At 72.7% G+C, this 14,719-nt stretch carries 12 protein-coding genes and 1 pseudogene; 11 read left to right on the top strand and 2 right to left on the bottom strand.

All coding sequences use genetic code 11. From position 1 onward, the window contains the following. Positions 1-6 precede the first annotated feature (6 nt). On the bottom strand, positions 7-1,764 hold the full coding sequence (locus ACFWEG_RS17070) for a glycoside hydrolase family 13 protein (protein WP_387215559.1): 1,758 nt from the start codon (positions 1,762-1,764) through the stop codon (positions 7-9). A gap of 296 nt (positions 1,765-2,060) precedes the next feature. Between ACFWEG_RS17070 and ACFWEG_RS17065 the strand changes: the two genes are divergently transcribed. From ACFWEG_RS17065 to ACFWEG_RS17045, 5 genes are all read left to right on the top strand, one after another. After that, entirely contained in the window at positions 2,061-3,347 is a 1,287-nt protein-coding gene (locus ACFWEG_RS17065) for an extracellular solute-binding protein (RefSeq protein WP_387215556.1), read from the top strand. A gap of 60 nt (positions 3,348-3,407) precedes the next feature. Continuing rightward, the gene (locus ACFWEG_RS17060) at positions 3,408-4,421 is read left to right on the top strand and encodes a carbohydrate ABC transporter permease (RefSeq protein WP_387215553.1); all 1,014 of its coding nucleotides are present in this window, start codon (positions 3,408-3,410) and stop codon (positions 4,419-4,421) included. A gap of 2 nt (positions 4,422-4,423) precedes the next feature. After that, positions 4,424-5,296, top strand: coding sequence for a sugar ABC transporter permease (locus ACFWEG_RS17055; protein WP_387215550.1), 873 nt, complete (start codon positions 4,424-4,426; stop codon positions 5,294-5,296). A gap of 151 nt (positions 5,297-5,447) precedes the next feature. After that, the gene (locus ACFWEG_RS17050) at positions 5,448-7,103 is read left to right on the top strand and encodes a glycoside hydrolase family 13 protein (protein WP_387215547.1); all 1,656 of its coding nucleotides are present in this window, start codon (positions 5,448-5,450) and stop codon (positions 7,101-7,103) included. Next, on the top strand, positions 7,100-8,143 hold the full coding sequence (locus tag ACFWEG_RS17045) for a LacI family DNA-binding transcriptional regulator (protein ID WP_387215544.1): 1,044 nt from the start codon (positions 7,100-7,102) through the stop codon (positions 8,141-8,143). Before ACFWEG_RS17050 ends, ACFWEG_RS17045 begins: the two co-directional genes overlap by 4 nt. 84 nt (positions 8,144-8,227) lie before the next feature. Here the strand turns inward: ACFWEG_RS17045 and ACFWEG_RS17040 are convergent, their stop codons facing one another. Next, the gene (locus ACFWEG_RS17040; protein WP_387215542.1) at positions 8,228-8,419 is read right to left on the bottom strand and encodes a hypothetical protein; all 192 of its coding nucleotides are present in this window, start codon (positions 8,417-8,419) and stop codon (positions 8,228-8,230) included. Between the two features lie 147 nt (positions 8,420-8,566). Between ACFWEG_RS17040 and ACFWEG_RS17035 the strand changes: the two genes are divergently transcribed. From ACFWEG_RS17035 to ACFWEG_RS17010, 6 genes and pseudogenes are all read left to right on the top strand, one after another. Beyond that, positions 8,567-9,133 (top strand): MauE/DoxX family redox-associated membrane protein, encoded by a 567-nt coding sequence (locus ACFWEG_RS17035; RefSeq protein WP_387215540.1) that lies wholly within the window; start codon positions 8,567-8,569, stop codon positions 9,131-9,133. 61 nt (positions 9,134-9,194) lie between these two features. Further along, the gene (locus ACFWEG_RS17030; RefSeq protein WP_387215537.1) at positions 9,195-9,758 is read left to right on the top strand and encodes a TlpA disulfide reductase family protein; all 564 of its coding nucleotides are present in this window, start codon (positions 9,195-9,197) and stop codon (positions 9,756-9,758) included. Then, positions 9,755-11,626: an ABC transporter ATP-binding protein gene (locus tag ACFWEG_RS17025; RefSeq protein WP_387215534.1), complete on the top strand. Its 1,872-nt coding sequence runs from the start codon at positions 9,755-9,757 to the stop codon at positions 11,624-11,626. The genes ACFWEG_RS17030 and ACFWEG_RS17025 overlap by 4 nt, the downstream gene beginning before the upstream one ends. After that, the gene (locus ACFWEG_RS17020; protein WP_387215531.1) at positions 11,623-12,177 is read left to right on the top strand and encodes a S26 family signal peptidase; all 555 of its coding nucleotides are present in this window, start codon (positions 11,623-11,625) and stop codon (positions 12,175-12,177) included. Before ACFWEG_RS17025 ends, ACFWEG_RS17020 begins: the two co-directional genes overlap by 4 nt. A 95-nt stretch (positions 12,178-12,272) precedes the next feature. Continuing rightward, a complete protein-coding gene (locus ACFWEG_RS17015) occupies positions 12,273-13,022 on the top strand; it encodes a BTAD domain-containing putative transcriptional regulator (RefSeq protein ID WP_387215528.1) in 750 nt (249 codons plus the stop codon). 281 nt (positions 13,023-13,303) lie between these two features. After that, positions 13,304-14,680 (top strand): annotated as a pseudogene (locus ACFWEG_RS17010) (alpha-amylase family protein); the annotation flags it as partial. Between the last annotated feature and the right edge of the window lie 39 nt (positions 14,681-14,719).

Genomic DNA, 14,719 nt, shown 5'->3' with positions numbered 1-14,719 from the left:
CGCATGTCACATTGCCCACCACGTGCAGGAATCGGCCGGGATCAGGACGGTGGCGTCCGGCGCCTCCCCGGCGCGTGTCGGTGTCTGGCCGCTGGACAGCAACAGAGTTCCGGGGAGCGGGAGTTCGACGGGCGCGTCCGTCATGTTGACGACGCACAGGACGCCGGGGCGGGTGAAGGCGAGGACGCCGGCGGGGGCCTCCCGCCACTCCATGGCGCCGTCGCCGAGGCCCGGCAGCTCGCGGCGCAGCGTGATGGCGCGGCGGTAGAGCTCCAGGGTCGAGCGCGGGTCGCCGGTCTGCGCGGCGACGCTCAGCCCGCCCCAGTCGGCGGGTTGCGGGAGCCAGGAGCCGCCGGGGCCGAAGCCGTACGACGCGCCCTCGCGGGTCCAGGGGAGCGGGACGCGGCAGCCGTCGCGCAGGCCGTCCCGTCCCTCGCTGCGGAAGAAGGCGGGGTCCTGGCGGAGTTCGTCGGGAAGGTCGGCCACCTCGGGGAGGCCCAGCTCCTCGCCCTGGTAGAGGTAGGCGGAGCCGGGCAGGGCGAGCATCAGCAGGGCGGCGGCGCGGGCGCGGTCGAGGCTTCCGTACCGGGTGGGGTGGCGGACCACGTCGTGGTTGGAGAGCACCCAGGTGGTGGGGGCGCCGACCGCGCGGGTCGCGGCGAGGGAGTCCTCGATGACCCGGTGCAGGGTGGCGGCGTCCCAAGGAGCCTTCAGGAAGGCGAAGTTGAAGGCCTGGTGCAGCTCGTCGGGGCGGACGTACCGGGCGAGCCGCTCGGTGGAGTTCGCCCACGCCTCGGCGACCGCGATCCGCCCGCCGGGGCGGGTGCCGCGCTCACCGGCACCGGCACCGGCACGGGCACCGGCACCGGCACCGGTACGGGGGTCGGCGACGACCCCGCCGCCGTCCGCGCCCGCCCCGCCGCCTGCGCCCCCGTCGCCGTCACCGTCCGCGCCAGGCGCCGTGCCCGCGGCGTCCGGGCCGAGCGGCACCGCGTCGTACGTGTCGAGCAGCGCCCGCCACGCCCGGTGGATCTCGTGCACCCCGTCCTGGTCGAAGAACGGCAGCGGGTCGCCGCCGATCAGCCGCGCCTGGTCCTCACGGCCGACGTCCGGCAGCCCGGCCGCCTTGACCATCCCGTGGGCGACGTCGATGCGGAAGCCGTCGACGCCGAGGCCCAGCCAGAACCGCAGGACCGACTCGAACTCGGCGTGCACCTCAGGGTGTTCCCAGTTGAGGTCGGGCTGCTGCGGGGCGAAGAGGTGGAGGTACCAGGGGCCGTCGTCCACCCGGGTCCAGGCGGGGCCGCCGAACACGGACTTCCAGTCGTTCGGGGGCAGTTCGCCGTGCAGGCCCCGGCCGGGACGGAAGTGGTACAGCTCCCGGAAGGCGGGGTCGCCGGCCAGCGCCTTCGCGAACCAGGGGTGCCGCTCGGAGGTGTGGTTGGGCACCACGTCGACGATCACCCGCAGACCCAGGCGGTGCGCCTCGCGTATGAGCTCCTCGGCGTCGGCGAGGTCCCCGAAGAGGGGGTCGACGGCGCGGTAGTCCGAGACGTCGTAGCCGCCGTCGGCCTGCGGGGAGGCGTAGAACGGGGTGAGCCAGACGGCGTCGGCCCCCAGGTCGCGCAGGTGCGGCAGGCGGGCGCGGGCGCCGCGCAGGTCGCCGACCCCGTCGCCGTCGCCGTCCGCGAAGGAGCGGACGTACACCTGGTAGATCACCGCGTCGCGCCACCAGGGGGTCGGGGTGTCACGTGCCTGGGTCATGGGCGGTCCTCTCGCGGTCCTCCCGCCGTTCCCGTACGGCGGCGGAGGGTGGCCGGATCTGCGCGGTCTGGCTGCAATTCCTTTCAGTCATGCTTGCACAGCGGGGCGGATGCCCTCTAAACAGGCAATCGCAGCTTGGCAAGGCGCGCAACGGCAACCCTCCGGACACGCGAACGTAACGATCGTCGCACCTTGCAGAAATCCTCCGCAAAGTCTTTCGGACTCCTTGCATCCTTGTTACGTTCCTGGGCACACCCCGGCGTCGTGATGGAGCGGCGCCTGTTGAAGGAGTTCACATGCGACGTGGCATAGCGGCCACCGCGCTGGTCGCGGCCCTGGCGCTCGCGGCGACGGCTTGCGGCGGCGACGACAACGGCGGTTCCGACGCCAAGGGCGACAAGAAGGCCGGCGGGGAGCTGTCCGGCACGGTCACCTGGTGGGACACGTCCACGGTCGGCAGCGAGGACAAGGTCTTCAAGCGCCTCGCCGAGGACTTCGAGAAGCAGCACCCCAAGGTCGACGTCAAGTACGTCAACGTGCCCTTCGCCGACGCCCAGAACAAGTTCAAGAACGCCGCCTCGTCCGGCGCCGGCGCCCCCGACGTGCTGCGTTCCGAGGTCGCCTGGACCCCGGACTTCGCCTCGCTCGGCTACCTCGCCCCGCTCGACGGCACGGCCGCGATCGACGACGAGGGTGACTACCTTCCGCAGGCCCTGGCCTCCACCAAGTTCAACGGCAAGACCTACGCCGTCCCGCAGGTCATCGACTCCCTGGGCGTCTTCTACAACAAGAAGATCCTGAAGGAGGCGGGTGTCGAGGCGCCGACCAGCATCTCCGAGCTGATCGACACGGCCAAGACGATCAAGAAGAAGACCGGTAAGACGGCTCTCTACCTGCGCGGCGACGACGTCTACTGGTTCCTGCCGTTCCTCTACGGCGAGGGCGGCGACATGATCGACGCCAAGACCAAGACCGTCAAGATCGACGACGAGGCCGGCGCCAAGGCCTTCAAGCTGGTCAAGGACCTGGTCGACAGCGGGGTGGCGAAGACGGACGCCACCAACGGCTGGGACAACATGCAGAAGTCCATCAAGGACGGCAAGGTCGCGATGACGATCAACGGCCCGTGGGCCGTGACCGACACCCGCGCCGGCGCCGAGTTCAAGGACCCGGCCAACCTGGGCGTCGCCCCGATCTTCGCCGGCAGCGCCGCGCAGGGCGCCCCGCAGGGCGGTCACAACTACGCCGTGTACGCGGGCTCGAAGAGCCTCGACGCGTCCTACGAGTTCGTCAAGTACATGAGCTCGTCCAAGGTGCAGGCGACCATCACCAAGGAACTCAGCATCCTCCCGACCCGCACCTCCGCCTTCGCCGACCCCGAGGTCGCGAAGAACGAGATCGTGACGTTCTTCAAGCCGGTCATCGAGAAGGCCGTCGAGCGCCCGTGGGTCCCCGAGGGCGGCAGCCTCTTCGCCCCGATGCAGACCCAGTACACGAAGGTCCTGACCGGTCAGACCACCCCGGAGAAGGCCGCCAAGGCCACGGGCGACGCCTACCGCAAGCTCCTCAAGGGCTACAAGTAAGTCCAGACTGAACCCCTGTAGCGAAGTTCGACCCCCACACGCAGGAAGGCAGTCCGACTGATGGCTGTGCAGACCACCAGCCGGTCGGCGGCCGGGGCCGCGGGCGACGACGTCGTCCGCGGCCCGAGCCGCGGGACCGAGGCAAGGCCGGGGAGGCTCCGGCGCGCGCTCTCCAAGCACTGGTACGCCTGGACCATGATCGCGCCCGTGGTCCTCGTCATCGGCGTGATCATCGGATACCCGCTCGTCCGCGGCATCTACCTCTCGATGACCGACGCCACCGAGGCGAACATCGAGCGGACGATCGGGGTGAACCACATCCCGGCGACGTACGAGTTCGTCGGCCTCGACAACTACGTCGACGTGCTCACCGACCCGGTGTTCATCCAGCGGCTCGTCTGGACCGTCGTCTGGACCGTCTCCTGCGTCGCGATCACCTACGTTCTCGGGCTGGGCCTGGCGAACATGCTGAACCGCAAGTTCGCCGGCCGCTCGGTCTACCGGATGATGCTCATCCTGCCGTGGGCCGTTCCCGGGTTCGTGTCGATCTTCGCCTGGAACTTCCTCTACAACCAGGACAACGGCCTGCTCAACAAGGTCCTGGCCGGCGGCGGCATCGACGCGGTGCCGTGGCTCAACGACCCGCTGATCGCCAAGTTCGCGGTGATCGCCGTGAACGTCTGGCTCGGCATCCCCTTCATGATGGTCGCCATGCTCGGCGGGCTGCAGTCCATCCCCGGCGAGCTGTACGAGGCGGCCGAGATGGACGGGGCCAGCCCCTGGCAGCGCTTCCTCCACATCACGGTCCCGGGGCTGCGCTCGGTCAGCTCCACGGTGATCCTGCTCAGCACCATCTGGACCTTCAACATGTTCCCGGTGATCTTCCTGCTCACCCGGGGCGGACCCGGTGACGCCACGGAGATCCTGGTCACCCAGGCCTACCGGATGTCCTTCGTGGACACCCCGCGCAACTTCTCCACGTCGGCCACCTGGGGCGTGATCATCCTCCTGCTTCTGATGATCTTCGCGGCTGTCTACCGCCGCTCCCTGAAGAAGCAGGGAGAGGTGTGGTGACGATGACCGCACAAGACGTCAAGGCCTCGGCCCCCCTGGAGCTGCGCGGCGAGCGCAAGCGCTCCCCCCTCGCGAGCTTCGGGCTGCACGCCACGCTGCTGGTCGCCTCGGTGATCGCCGTCTTCCCGATCCTGTGGCTGCTGCTCACCTCGCTCAAGCCCGCCGAGCTGGCCACGACCACCGACTTCTTCCGCGAGACGACCCTCGCGAACTACACCCGGGTGCTCACCGACACCCCGTTCCTGTCCTGGTTCTGGAACTCCCTGTTCATCGCGTTCGTCACGGTCGTCGTCGGGGTCTTCATCTCCGCCACCACCGGGTACGCCATCAGCCGCTTCCGCTTCCCCGGCATGCGCCCGCTGATGTGGACCCTGCTGGTCACGCAGATGTTCCCGATGGCCATCCTGATCGTGCCGCTGTACAACCTGCTGTCGAACATGGGCCTGCTCAACCAGCCCGTCGGCCTGATCATCACCTACCTCACCATCGCCGTGCCGTTCTGCGCCTGGATGATGAAGGGGTTCTTCGACGCCATTCCGGTCGAGATCGACGAGTCGGGCCGCGTCGACGGGCTCAACCCCTTCGGCGTGTTCTGGCGGCTCATCCTGCCGCTCGCCCGCCCGGGTCTGGCCGTCACCGGCTTCTACGCCTTCATCACCGCCTGGGGCGAGGTCGCCTACGCCTCGGCGTTCATGGTCGGCGAGGACAGCATGACGCTGGCCGGCGGTCTGCAGACGTTCGTCAACCAGTACACCGCCCAGTGGGGTCCGATGACGGCCGCCGCCGTGCTGATCGCGATACCCGCCGCGATCGTCTTCCTGTTCGCCCAGAAGCACCTGGTCACCGGCATGACCGCCGGCGCGACGAAGGGCTGACCCTGCGCCGCCCCGGGCGGCCGTACGACTCCCGTACGTCCGATACGTACGGGCGCGGCCGCGGTATCCACTCCCCGCTGATGCCGCGGCCGCCCTTTGACCACCCGCATCGCCCCATGCCCTCACCGGCTTTCTCCACCCCAAGGACGCCATGACCCAGCAATCCGAGGCCCCGTCCCCCTCCGTCGCCGACACCGTGCGCCGGGACTGGTGGCGGGACGCGGTCATCTACCAGGTCTACCCGCGCAGCTTCGCCGACGGCAACGGCGACGGCATGGGCGACCTGCAGGGCGTCCGCGACCGGCTGCCCTACCTCCGCGACCTCGGCGTCGACGCCGTCTGGCTCTCGCCGTTCTACGCCTCCCCGCAGGCCGACGCCGGCTACGACGTCTCCGACTACCGGGCCATCGACCCGATGTTCGGCACCCTGCACGACGCCGACGGCCTCATCCGCGACGCCCACGACCTGGGCCTGCGGGTCATCGTGGACCTGGTGCCGAACCACACCTCCGACCAGTACGACTGGTTCCGCCGCGCGCTCGCCGAGGGCCCCGGCTCGCCGCTGCGGGAGCGCTACCACTTCCGCGACGGCAAGGGCGAGAACGGCGAACTCCCGCCGAACGACTGGGACTCGATCTTCGGCGGCCCCGCCTGGACCCGCGTCGCCGACGGCCAGTGGTACCTGCACCTGTTCGCCCCCGAGCAGCCCGACCTCAACTGGGAGAACCAGGCCGTCCGCGACGAGTTCCGCTCCATCCTGCGGTTCTGGCTCGACATGGGCGTCGACGGCTTCCGCATCGACGTCGCCCACGGCCTGATCAAGGCCGACGGCCTGCCCGACGTCGGCTCCGCCGAGCAGCTCAAGCTCCTCGGCAACGACTCGATGCCGTTCTTCGACCAGGACGGCGTCCACGAGATCTACCGCTCCTGGCGGCAGATCCTCGACGAGTACGACGGCGAGCGCATCGCCGTCGCCGAGGCCTGGACGCCGACCGTCGAGCGCACGGCGAACTACGTCCGCCCCGACGAGCTGCACCAGGCCTTCAACTTCCAGTACCTGGGCACCCACTGGGACGCCGACGAGCTGCGGGCCGTCATCGACGTCTCGCTCGCCGCGATGGAGCCGGTCGGTGCCCCCGCCACCTGGGTGCTCTCCAACCACGACGTCACCCGGCACGCCACCCGCTTCGCCCACGACGTCCACCTCGGCACCCAGCTGCGCGAGGCCGGCGACCGCGAGCTCGGCCTGCGCCGCGCCCGCGCCGCCTCCCTGCTGATGCTGGCCCTGCCCGGCTCGGCCTACGTCTACCAGGGCGAGGAGCTCGGCCTGCCGGACGTCGTCGACCTGCCCGACGAGGTCCGCCAGGACCCGTCGTTCTTCCGCGCGGCCGGCCAGGACGGCTTCCGCGACGGCTGCCGGGTGCCGATCCCCTGGACCCGCGAGGGCTCCTCCTACGGCTTCGGCTCCGGCGGCTCCTGGCTGCCGCAGCCGGCGGAGTGGGCGGGGCTGAGCGTCGAGGCGCAGACCGGCGACCCCGGCTCGACCCTGGAGCTCTACCGCGCGGCGCTGGCCGCCCGGCGCGTCCACCTCGGTCCGGAGGCGGGGGAGGAGCTGCGCTGGCTCCAGCTGCCCGACGGCGTGCTCGGCTTCGTCCGCGGCGACCTCGTCTGCCTGGCGAACACCACCGCGGCGCCGGTGCGGATCGAGACCGACGGCCGGGTGGTCGTCGCCAGCTCCGCCGTCCCGCCGGTCACCGCCGGGCTGCTCGACCTGCCCGCCGACACCACGGTCTGGCTGGCGCGATGACCTTCCCCCAGCCGCGAGGCGGCGGCGCCTTGCGGCTGGCGGACATCGCGGGCCAGGCGGCGGTCAGCGAGGCGACCGTCAGCCGGGTCCTCAACGGCAAGCCGGGCGTCGCCGCGGCCACCCGGCAGCGGGTGGTCGCGGCCCTCGACGTGCTCGGCTACGAGCGCCCGGTCCGGCTGCGGCAGCGCAGCGCGGGCCTGGTCGGGCTGATCACGCCCGAGCTCACCAACCCGATCTTCCCCGCCTTCGCCCAGGCCGTCGAGCAGGTCCTCGCCGGGCACGGCTACACCCCGGTGCTGTGCACCCAGCTGCCCGGCGGGGCGACCGAGGACGAGCTGGTCGAGCAGCTGGAGGAGAGCGGGGTCAGCGGCATCGTCTTCCTCTCCGGGCTGCACGCGGACACCTCCGCCGACCCCGCCCGGTACGCGAAACTCGTCGCGCACGGCGTCCCGTTCGTCCTCATCAACGGCTACGACGACCGCATCGACGCCCCCTTCGTCTCCACCGACGACCGGCTCGCCATGCGGATCGCCGTCCGGCACCTCGTCGCGCTCGGCCACGACCGGATCGGGCTCGCGATCGGCCCGCTGCGGTACGTGCCGGCCCGCCGCAAGGCCGAGGGCTTCGTGGAGGCGCTCACCCACTACCTCGGCCTGTCCCCGTCCGAGGGCCAACTCCTCATCCGCAACACGCTGTTCAGCGTCGAGGGGGGCCACGCGGCCGCCGCGTCGCTCCTCGACGACGGCTGCACGGCCGTCGTCTGCGGCAGCGACCTCATGGCGCTCGGCGTGGTCCGCGCGGCCCGCGAGCGGGGCCTGGACGTGCCGGGGGACGTCTCCGTCATCGGCTTCGACGACTCCGAGCTGATCGCGTTCACCGACCCGCCGCTCACCACCGTCCGCCAGCCCGTCACCGCGATGGCCTCCGCGGCCGTGGGGGCGCTCCTGGAGGAGATCGGCGGCAACCCCGTGCAGCGCACGGAGTACGTCTTCCAGCCCGAGCTGGTCGTCCGCGGCTCCACGGCCCGGCGGGCGGAGTAGCCGGCCGCCGCACCCGCCACGCGCGAAGGGCGGCGACGGGCCCCGGGGTCCGTCGCCGCCCTTCACGTCGTCGCGGCTCCCGCGTCAGCAGCAGCGGCCGGTGTTCTTCCAGCCCTCACAGACCGAGCTGTCCCAGCACCGGTTGGTGTAGAGCTGCCCCTTCGAACAGAACGGCACGTACACGCACTTGGTGTCGGTCCACCAAGTGGCCTCGGCCGTCAGCTTCGGAGCCAGCCGGCTCAGGGCGCGGTCCGCGATCCTCTGCAGGGTGGGCATCGTCGTCTCCCTCCGTCACCGGTCGCCGTACGCGGCCGGTGACGGCACGTTAGGAAGCCGCGCTACATCCCGGCTCCCGGCGGGCGGGGACAGGATCTGTATCTTCCCGGCCTACCGTCGCGAGCTCACGGCGGAAGGGCGGCGGACGTGGCGTACGTGGAGATGGCCGGACGGGTGCTGCTGGCCTGTGTGTTCCTGGTGTCCGCAGGCGGGAAGCTGCGCGGACGGGCGGCGTTCGCCGCCTTCCGCGACAGCCTGCCCGCGCTGCGTCTGCTGCCGACCGCGCTGGTGGCCCCCGCCGCCGTGCTGACGGTCCTGGCCGAGAGCGCCGTCCCCCTGCTGCTCGCCCTCCCGGCCCTCTCCGCCACCCCCGCGGCGGCCCTCCTCGGCCCGGCGGCAGCGCTGGGGTTGGTCGCCGTCCTCACCGGCGTGGTCCTGACCGTCGTGCGCCACGGTGCCACCGCCCACTGCCTCTGCTTCGGCGCCTCGCCCGTCCGCTACGGGAAGCGGCACGCCGTGCGCAACGCGGTGCTCGCGTCGGCCGCCGCCCTCACCCTGCTCGGCGCGCGCGCCGGAGGGACCCCCGAACCGGCCGCCACCGCGCTGTGCGCCGCCGCCGGCCTGCTGGCGGCGGCCGTGCTGATCACCCTGGACGACCTCGTCGACCTCTTCGCCCCGCCGGCCGCCCGGACCCGGGAGCGGGTCCCCGGGTGACGGCGGGCGCCACCCGGACCCGTACCGCCCGCACCACCCGCACTACCAGGAGACGAATCCCATGGAGTTGCTGTCGGCCGCCACGGCCCTGCTCGCCGTGCTCTGCGTGCTCAATCTCGTCCTGACCTACGGCGTCGTCCGCAGACTGCGCACGCTCGGCGGGTCCGGCTCCGCGGGCCCCACCGAACTCGCGGGAACGGTGGGCCGGTTCGCCGTCACCGACGCGTCCGGCGCACCGCTCACCGCGGCGGGCCTCGCCCCCGGCACCGTCGTCGCCTTCCTCTCGCCCGGCTGCCCGCCCTGCACGGCGCTGCTGCCCCGCTTCGTCGACGCGGCCGGCGACTCGGGGCTCACCTCCGACCGAATCATCGGCGTGGTGATGCCGGGCGACGACGACACGGCCGAGGAGGCGGAGCGGCACGCGGCACGGCTCGGCTCCGTCGCCACCGTCGTCACCGGCGACGCCGCCCGTACCGTGGCGGCGGCCTTCGGCGTCCAGGGCTTCCCCGCGGTCTGCGCGGTCGGCGAGCAGGGGCGGATCTTCGAGGTGGGCACCGATCTCTCGGTGCTCGCCGGCCGGGCGGTCGACCGGGGCGACAGCCGCCCCGAGGGCGTCCCCTCGTGATCGGGCACGCCGCCGCCCTGCGCACCACCGCCGACCTGGCCCGGCGAGCCGCCCCGCTCGCACTGTGCGGAGCGGTCGCGGTGGCCGTCGTGGAGTCACTGCTCCCGGTGTCCGCCGCCTGGCTGACCAAGGACGTCATCGACTCCCTGGCGGCGCCGCAGGGCGCCTCCGACGTCGCCCCCGCCGCCGTGCTCCTGGCCGTGGCCACCGTGGCGGCGGCGGTCCTCCCGCACGTGGGCCGGCTGTTCCGCGGCGAACTCGGCCGGGGCATCGGCCTGCTGGCCCAGGACAGGCTCTACGAGCGGGTCAACGGCTACACCGGCCTGGGGCGGTTCGAGGACCCCGAGGCGCTGGACCGCCTGCGGCTGGCCCAGCAGTGCGGGCAGGACACCCCGCCGCAGGTGGTCGACGGGATCGTCGGCCTGGGCCGCTCCACCGTCATGATCCTCGGCTTCCTGGCCTCCCTGGCCGTGATCGAGCCCTGGCTGGCGCCGGTCGTCGTGCTGTCCGCGCTGCCCTCGCTGCGGACCGAGATCCGCACGGCCAGGCACCGGGTGGGCGCCGCGCTGACCGTGACCCCCCTGGAGCGCAGGGAGTCCTTCTACGGCTTCCTCCTCGGCAGCGTGCAGACGGCCAAGGAGATCCGGCTGTTCGGCATCGGCGACCACCTGCGGGCCAGGATGCGCCACGACCGGCGGACCATCGACGCCACCCACCGCCGGCTCGACCGGCGCACCGCCGCCGCCCAGATCCTGCCCGCCGTCGTCACCGCCGCCACCGGGGCGGGCTGCCTGCTCTGGGCGGTGCTCGGCGTCGCCCGCGGCGCCCTGACCGTGGGCGACGTGGCCCTGCTGCTCGCGGGGGTCGCGGCCGTGCAGGGAGGGCTCGCGGGCATCGCCGTCCTGGTCGCCGTCACCCACCAGCACCTGCTGCTCCTGGGCCACTACGTGGCGGTGACGACCGCGCCCCCCGACCTGCCCGTCCCGCGCGACCCGCTCCCGGTCGGCCCGCTGACCGGGCGGGTGGAGCTGCGGGACGTGTGGTTCCGCTACTCCGAGCGCCACGACTGGGTGCTGCGCGGGGTCGACCTGACCGTCCCGGTCGGCGGGACGGTCGCCCTGGTCGGCCTCAACGGGGCCGGCAAGAGCACGGTCGTGAAGCTGCTGTGCCGCTTCTACGACCCCGAGCGCGGTGCGGTGCTGTGGGACGGCGTGGACGTCCGGTCCCTGGACCCGCGGGACCTGCGCCGCCGCATGAGCGGGGTCTTCCAGGACTTCATGCACTACGACCTGACCGCGGCGGAGAACATCGGCCTGGGGGACCTGCGGCACGCGGACGACCCCGAGCGCATCCGGACGGCGGCCCGCCGGGCGGGCGTGGACGGCCTGCTCAGCTCGCTGCCGCGCGGCTACGACACCATGCTGTCCCGCTCGTTCGCGGGGGAGTCCCGCCCCGGCGAGGAGGGCGAGGCCGCCGACGGCGCCCCGGCCGACGACCCGACGGGCTCCGGCCCCGTGGGCGTCGAGCTGTCCGGGGGCCAGTGGCAGCGCGTGGGCCTGGCCCGCGCGTTCCTGCGCGACGACTCCGACCTGCTGGTCCTCGACGAGCCGAGCTCCGGCCTCGACCCGGAGGCGGAGCACGAGATCCACCGGGCCCTCGTCGACCACCGCCGGGGCCGTACGAGTCTGCTGATCTCGCACCGGCTCAACACCGTACGGGGGGCCGACCTGATCGTCGTGCTCCACGACGGGAAGGTCGTCGAACAGGGGGACCACGACGCCCTCATGGCGGCGGACGGCCGGTACGCGGGCCTCTTCCGCCGCCAGGCCGCCGGGTACGCCGACGCACCGCCGGCGGCCGTCGGGTGAACCGGCCCCGACGCGCGGGCCCGCTCCTGGCGGGCGCGGCTCTGACCGCGGCCGTCCTCGCGGTGCACCGGGCCCGGCGGCGCCTGCTCGTGGTGACCGTAGACGGCTCCAGCATGCTGCCCGCCCTGTGCGACGGGGACGTCCTGCTGGTGCGTCGGTTGACCGCCCGCGACCGGGCGGCGGCCCTGGCGGTCGGCCGGATCGTCGTCGCGGAGGCGCCGGTGCCGCCGGTCGCGCGCCCCGCCTGGAGCTGGCCCGGCGCCGACGAGCCCGCCGAGCGGCGCGGCTGGACGGTGAAGCGGGTCGCCGCCCTGCCCGGCGACCCGTGGCCCGGCGCGCTCGGGGACGGCGCCCGAGGGGACGGCGGCGCTGCGGTCGGCCCGCACACGGTCGTCCTGCTCGGCGACAACGCCGAGGCCAGCATCGACTCGCGCCAGATCGGCGGCTTCCCGCAGGAGCGGGTGGCGGGGGTCGTGCTGCGCGTCCTGTCCTCGACGGGCCGTAACCCCGTGCCGGGAGGCAACGGAGGCCCTCTCGCAAGGAGTTGCTGAAAATTCATGCAAGCTCCTTGATATCCCCGATCGCCGCGGGCATCGTTCAAGCCGACCGGAGGTCCGGCGGGGCGGACCCGGTGGAGGGGGATGCGATGCAGACGGTGTTCGGGATTCTCGGCCGGGTCCGCGTGGGTGCGGTCGGACCACGACAGGACGGAGCCGGCACCGGCGTCGGCGGCAAGGCGAGTGCCCTGCTGGCCGCGCTGCTGCTCCGGGCCAACAGCACGGTCGGGTTGGACCGGCTGGTGGAGGCGCTGTGGGAGGGGGAGCCGCCCCGCTCCGCGGTGGCCAACATCAGGACCCACGCCAGCACTCTCAGGAGCGGCCTGGACGGCGGCGCTTTCCTCCACGGCCGCGGCGGCGGCTACCTCCTGGAGGTGGCCGCCGCGGACTGCGACCACCTGGTCTTCCTCGACCGCACGGCCGCCGGACGCGCGGCGCTCGCCGACGGCCACACCGAGACGGCGGCCGCCGCGCTGACCGCTGCCCTCGCCCTGTGGGACGGTGACCGGGCCGCCGTGGGGGTGCCCCGCAACGGTCCCCTGTCCGGCTGGCTGGGACACCTGGACGAGGAGCGGATGCGTGCGGTGGAGGACCTCGCCGCGGCGTACCTCCGGCTCGGCGAGCCACGGGCCGCCCTGCGCGACGTCTCCGACCTGCTCGCCGTCTCGCCGCTGCGGGGGCGCAGCTGGGCGCTGCGGATGCGCGCCCAGCACGCGCTGGGGGAGCGCGGCGGGGTGGCCGAGAGCTTCCGCGCGGCGGACCGGGCGCACCGCAGCGAACTCGGGGTGGGGCCGGACGGGCGGCTGCGCCGCCTCTTCGAGGAACTCGTCGCCGGGTGAGCGCGCCGGCGGCGCGTCGGCCCGGGTGGAACTGCCGCTTCCGCCCGGCCCGTTGCCGCCGCGGGAATCATGTGTGAACCCTTGACCAATGGTCACGGTGCTCGTACGGTCCTAGCGCAATGACTTGCAGAAAGGCAGCAGCAAGAAATTGCAGCCCAGGGTCGGGCGACAGAGGCGGCACAGGCGCGGGACACGCCGGCCGACCGGGTCGGGCGACCCGAGCCGCTCGTGCCACCGGGCGGGGCCCGTTCCCCGCCCCTCTCCTCCCCCAAGGAGCCATCATGGCCCACAGAGCCGTGGCCGCCGCCCTCGCACTCGTCGCGGGCGCCTCCGTGACCGTCGCCGCACCCGGGGCCGCCCAGGCCGCGCCGCCCGGGACCAAGGACGTCACCGCCGTCCTCTTCGAGTGGAAGTTCGCCTCCGTCGCCACCGCCTGCAGGACCTCCCTCGGCCCCGCCGGGTACGGGTACGTGCAGGTGTCCCCGCCGCAGGAGCACATCCAGGGCGGCCAGTGGTGGACGTCGTACCAGCCGGTGAGTTACAAGATCGCCGGCCGGCTGGGCGACCGTACCGCGTTCAAGAGCATGGTCGACGCCTGCCACGCGGCCGGCGTGAAGGTCGTCGCCGACTCCGTCATCAACCACATGGCGTCCGGCAACGGCACCGGGACCGGCGGGAGTTCGTACCAGAAGTACGACTACCCCGGGACGTACAGCGGCTTCGACCTGGACGACTGCCGCGCCCAGATCACCGACTACCGCAACCGCGGGAACGTCCAGAACTGCGAGCTGGTCGGGCTCGCCGACCTCGACACCGGCGAGGACTACGTCCGCGGCCGGATCGCCGCCTACCTCAACGACCTGCTCTCCCTCGGCGTCGACGGCTTCCGCATCGACGCCGCCAAGCACATGCCGGCCGCCGACCTCGCCAACATCAAGTCCCGGCTGACCAACCCGGGCGTCTACTGGAAGCACGAGGCGATCTACGGCGAGGGCGAGGCCGTCTCCCCCAGCGAGTACCTCGGCAGCGGCGACGTCCAGGAGTTCCGCTACGCCCGCGACCTCAAGCGGGTCTTCCTGAACGAGAAGCTGGCGTACCTGAGCAACTTCGGCACCGGCTGGGGCTACATGGACTCCGCCAAGTCCGGTGTGTTCGTGGACAACCACGACACCGAGCGCGGCGGCGACACCCTCAACTACAAGAACGGCAACGCCTACACGCAGGCCAGCGTCTTCATGCTGGCCTGGCCCTACGGCGCTCCCGATGTCCACTCCGGCTACGAGTGGACCGACAAGGACGCGGGCCCGCCCAACGGCGGCACCGTCAACGCCTGCTACGCCGACGGCTGGAAGTGCCAGCACCAGTGGCGCGAGATCAGCTCCATGGTCGCCTTCCGCAACACCGCCCGCGGTGAGGCCGTCGTCCGCTGGTGGGACAACGGCAACGACCAGATCGCCTTCGGCCGCGGCGCCAAGGCCTACCTCGCCCTCAACCAGGAGGGCGCCTCCCTGACCCGCACCTTCCAGACCTCGCTGCCCGCGGGGACGTACTGCAACGTCCAGAACAACACCCCGGTCACGGTCAACTCCTCGGGCCAGTTCACCGCCACCATCCCGCCCGGGACCGCCGTCGCCCTGCACGTCAACGCCCGCAGCTGCACCTGACCCGGCCCGGCGGCCCCACGCTCCCCCGTGGGG

It is taken from the genome of Streptomyces sp. NPDC060194 (assembly GCF_042728285.1).
GTDB lineage: Bacteria > Actinomycetota > Actinomycetes > Streptomycetales > Streptomycetaceae > Streptomyces.
This window is presented reverse-complemented; position numbering and strand designations above follow the sequence as displayed.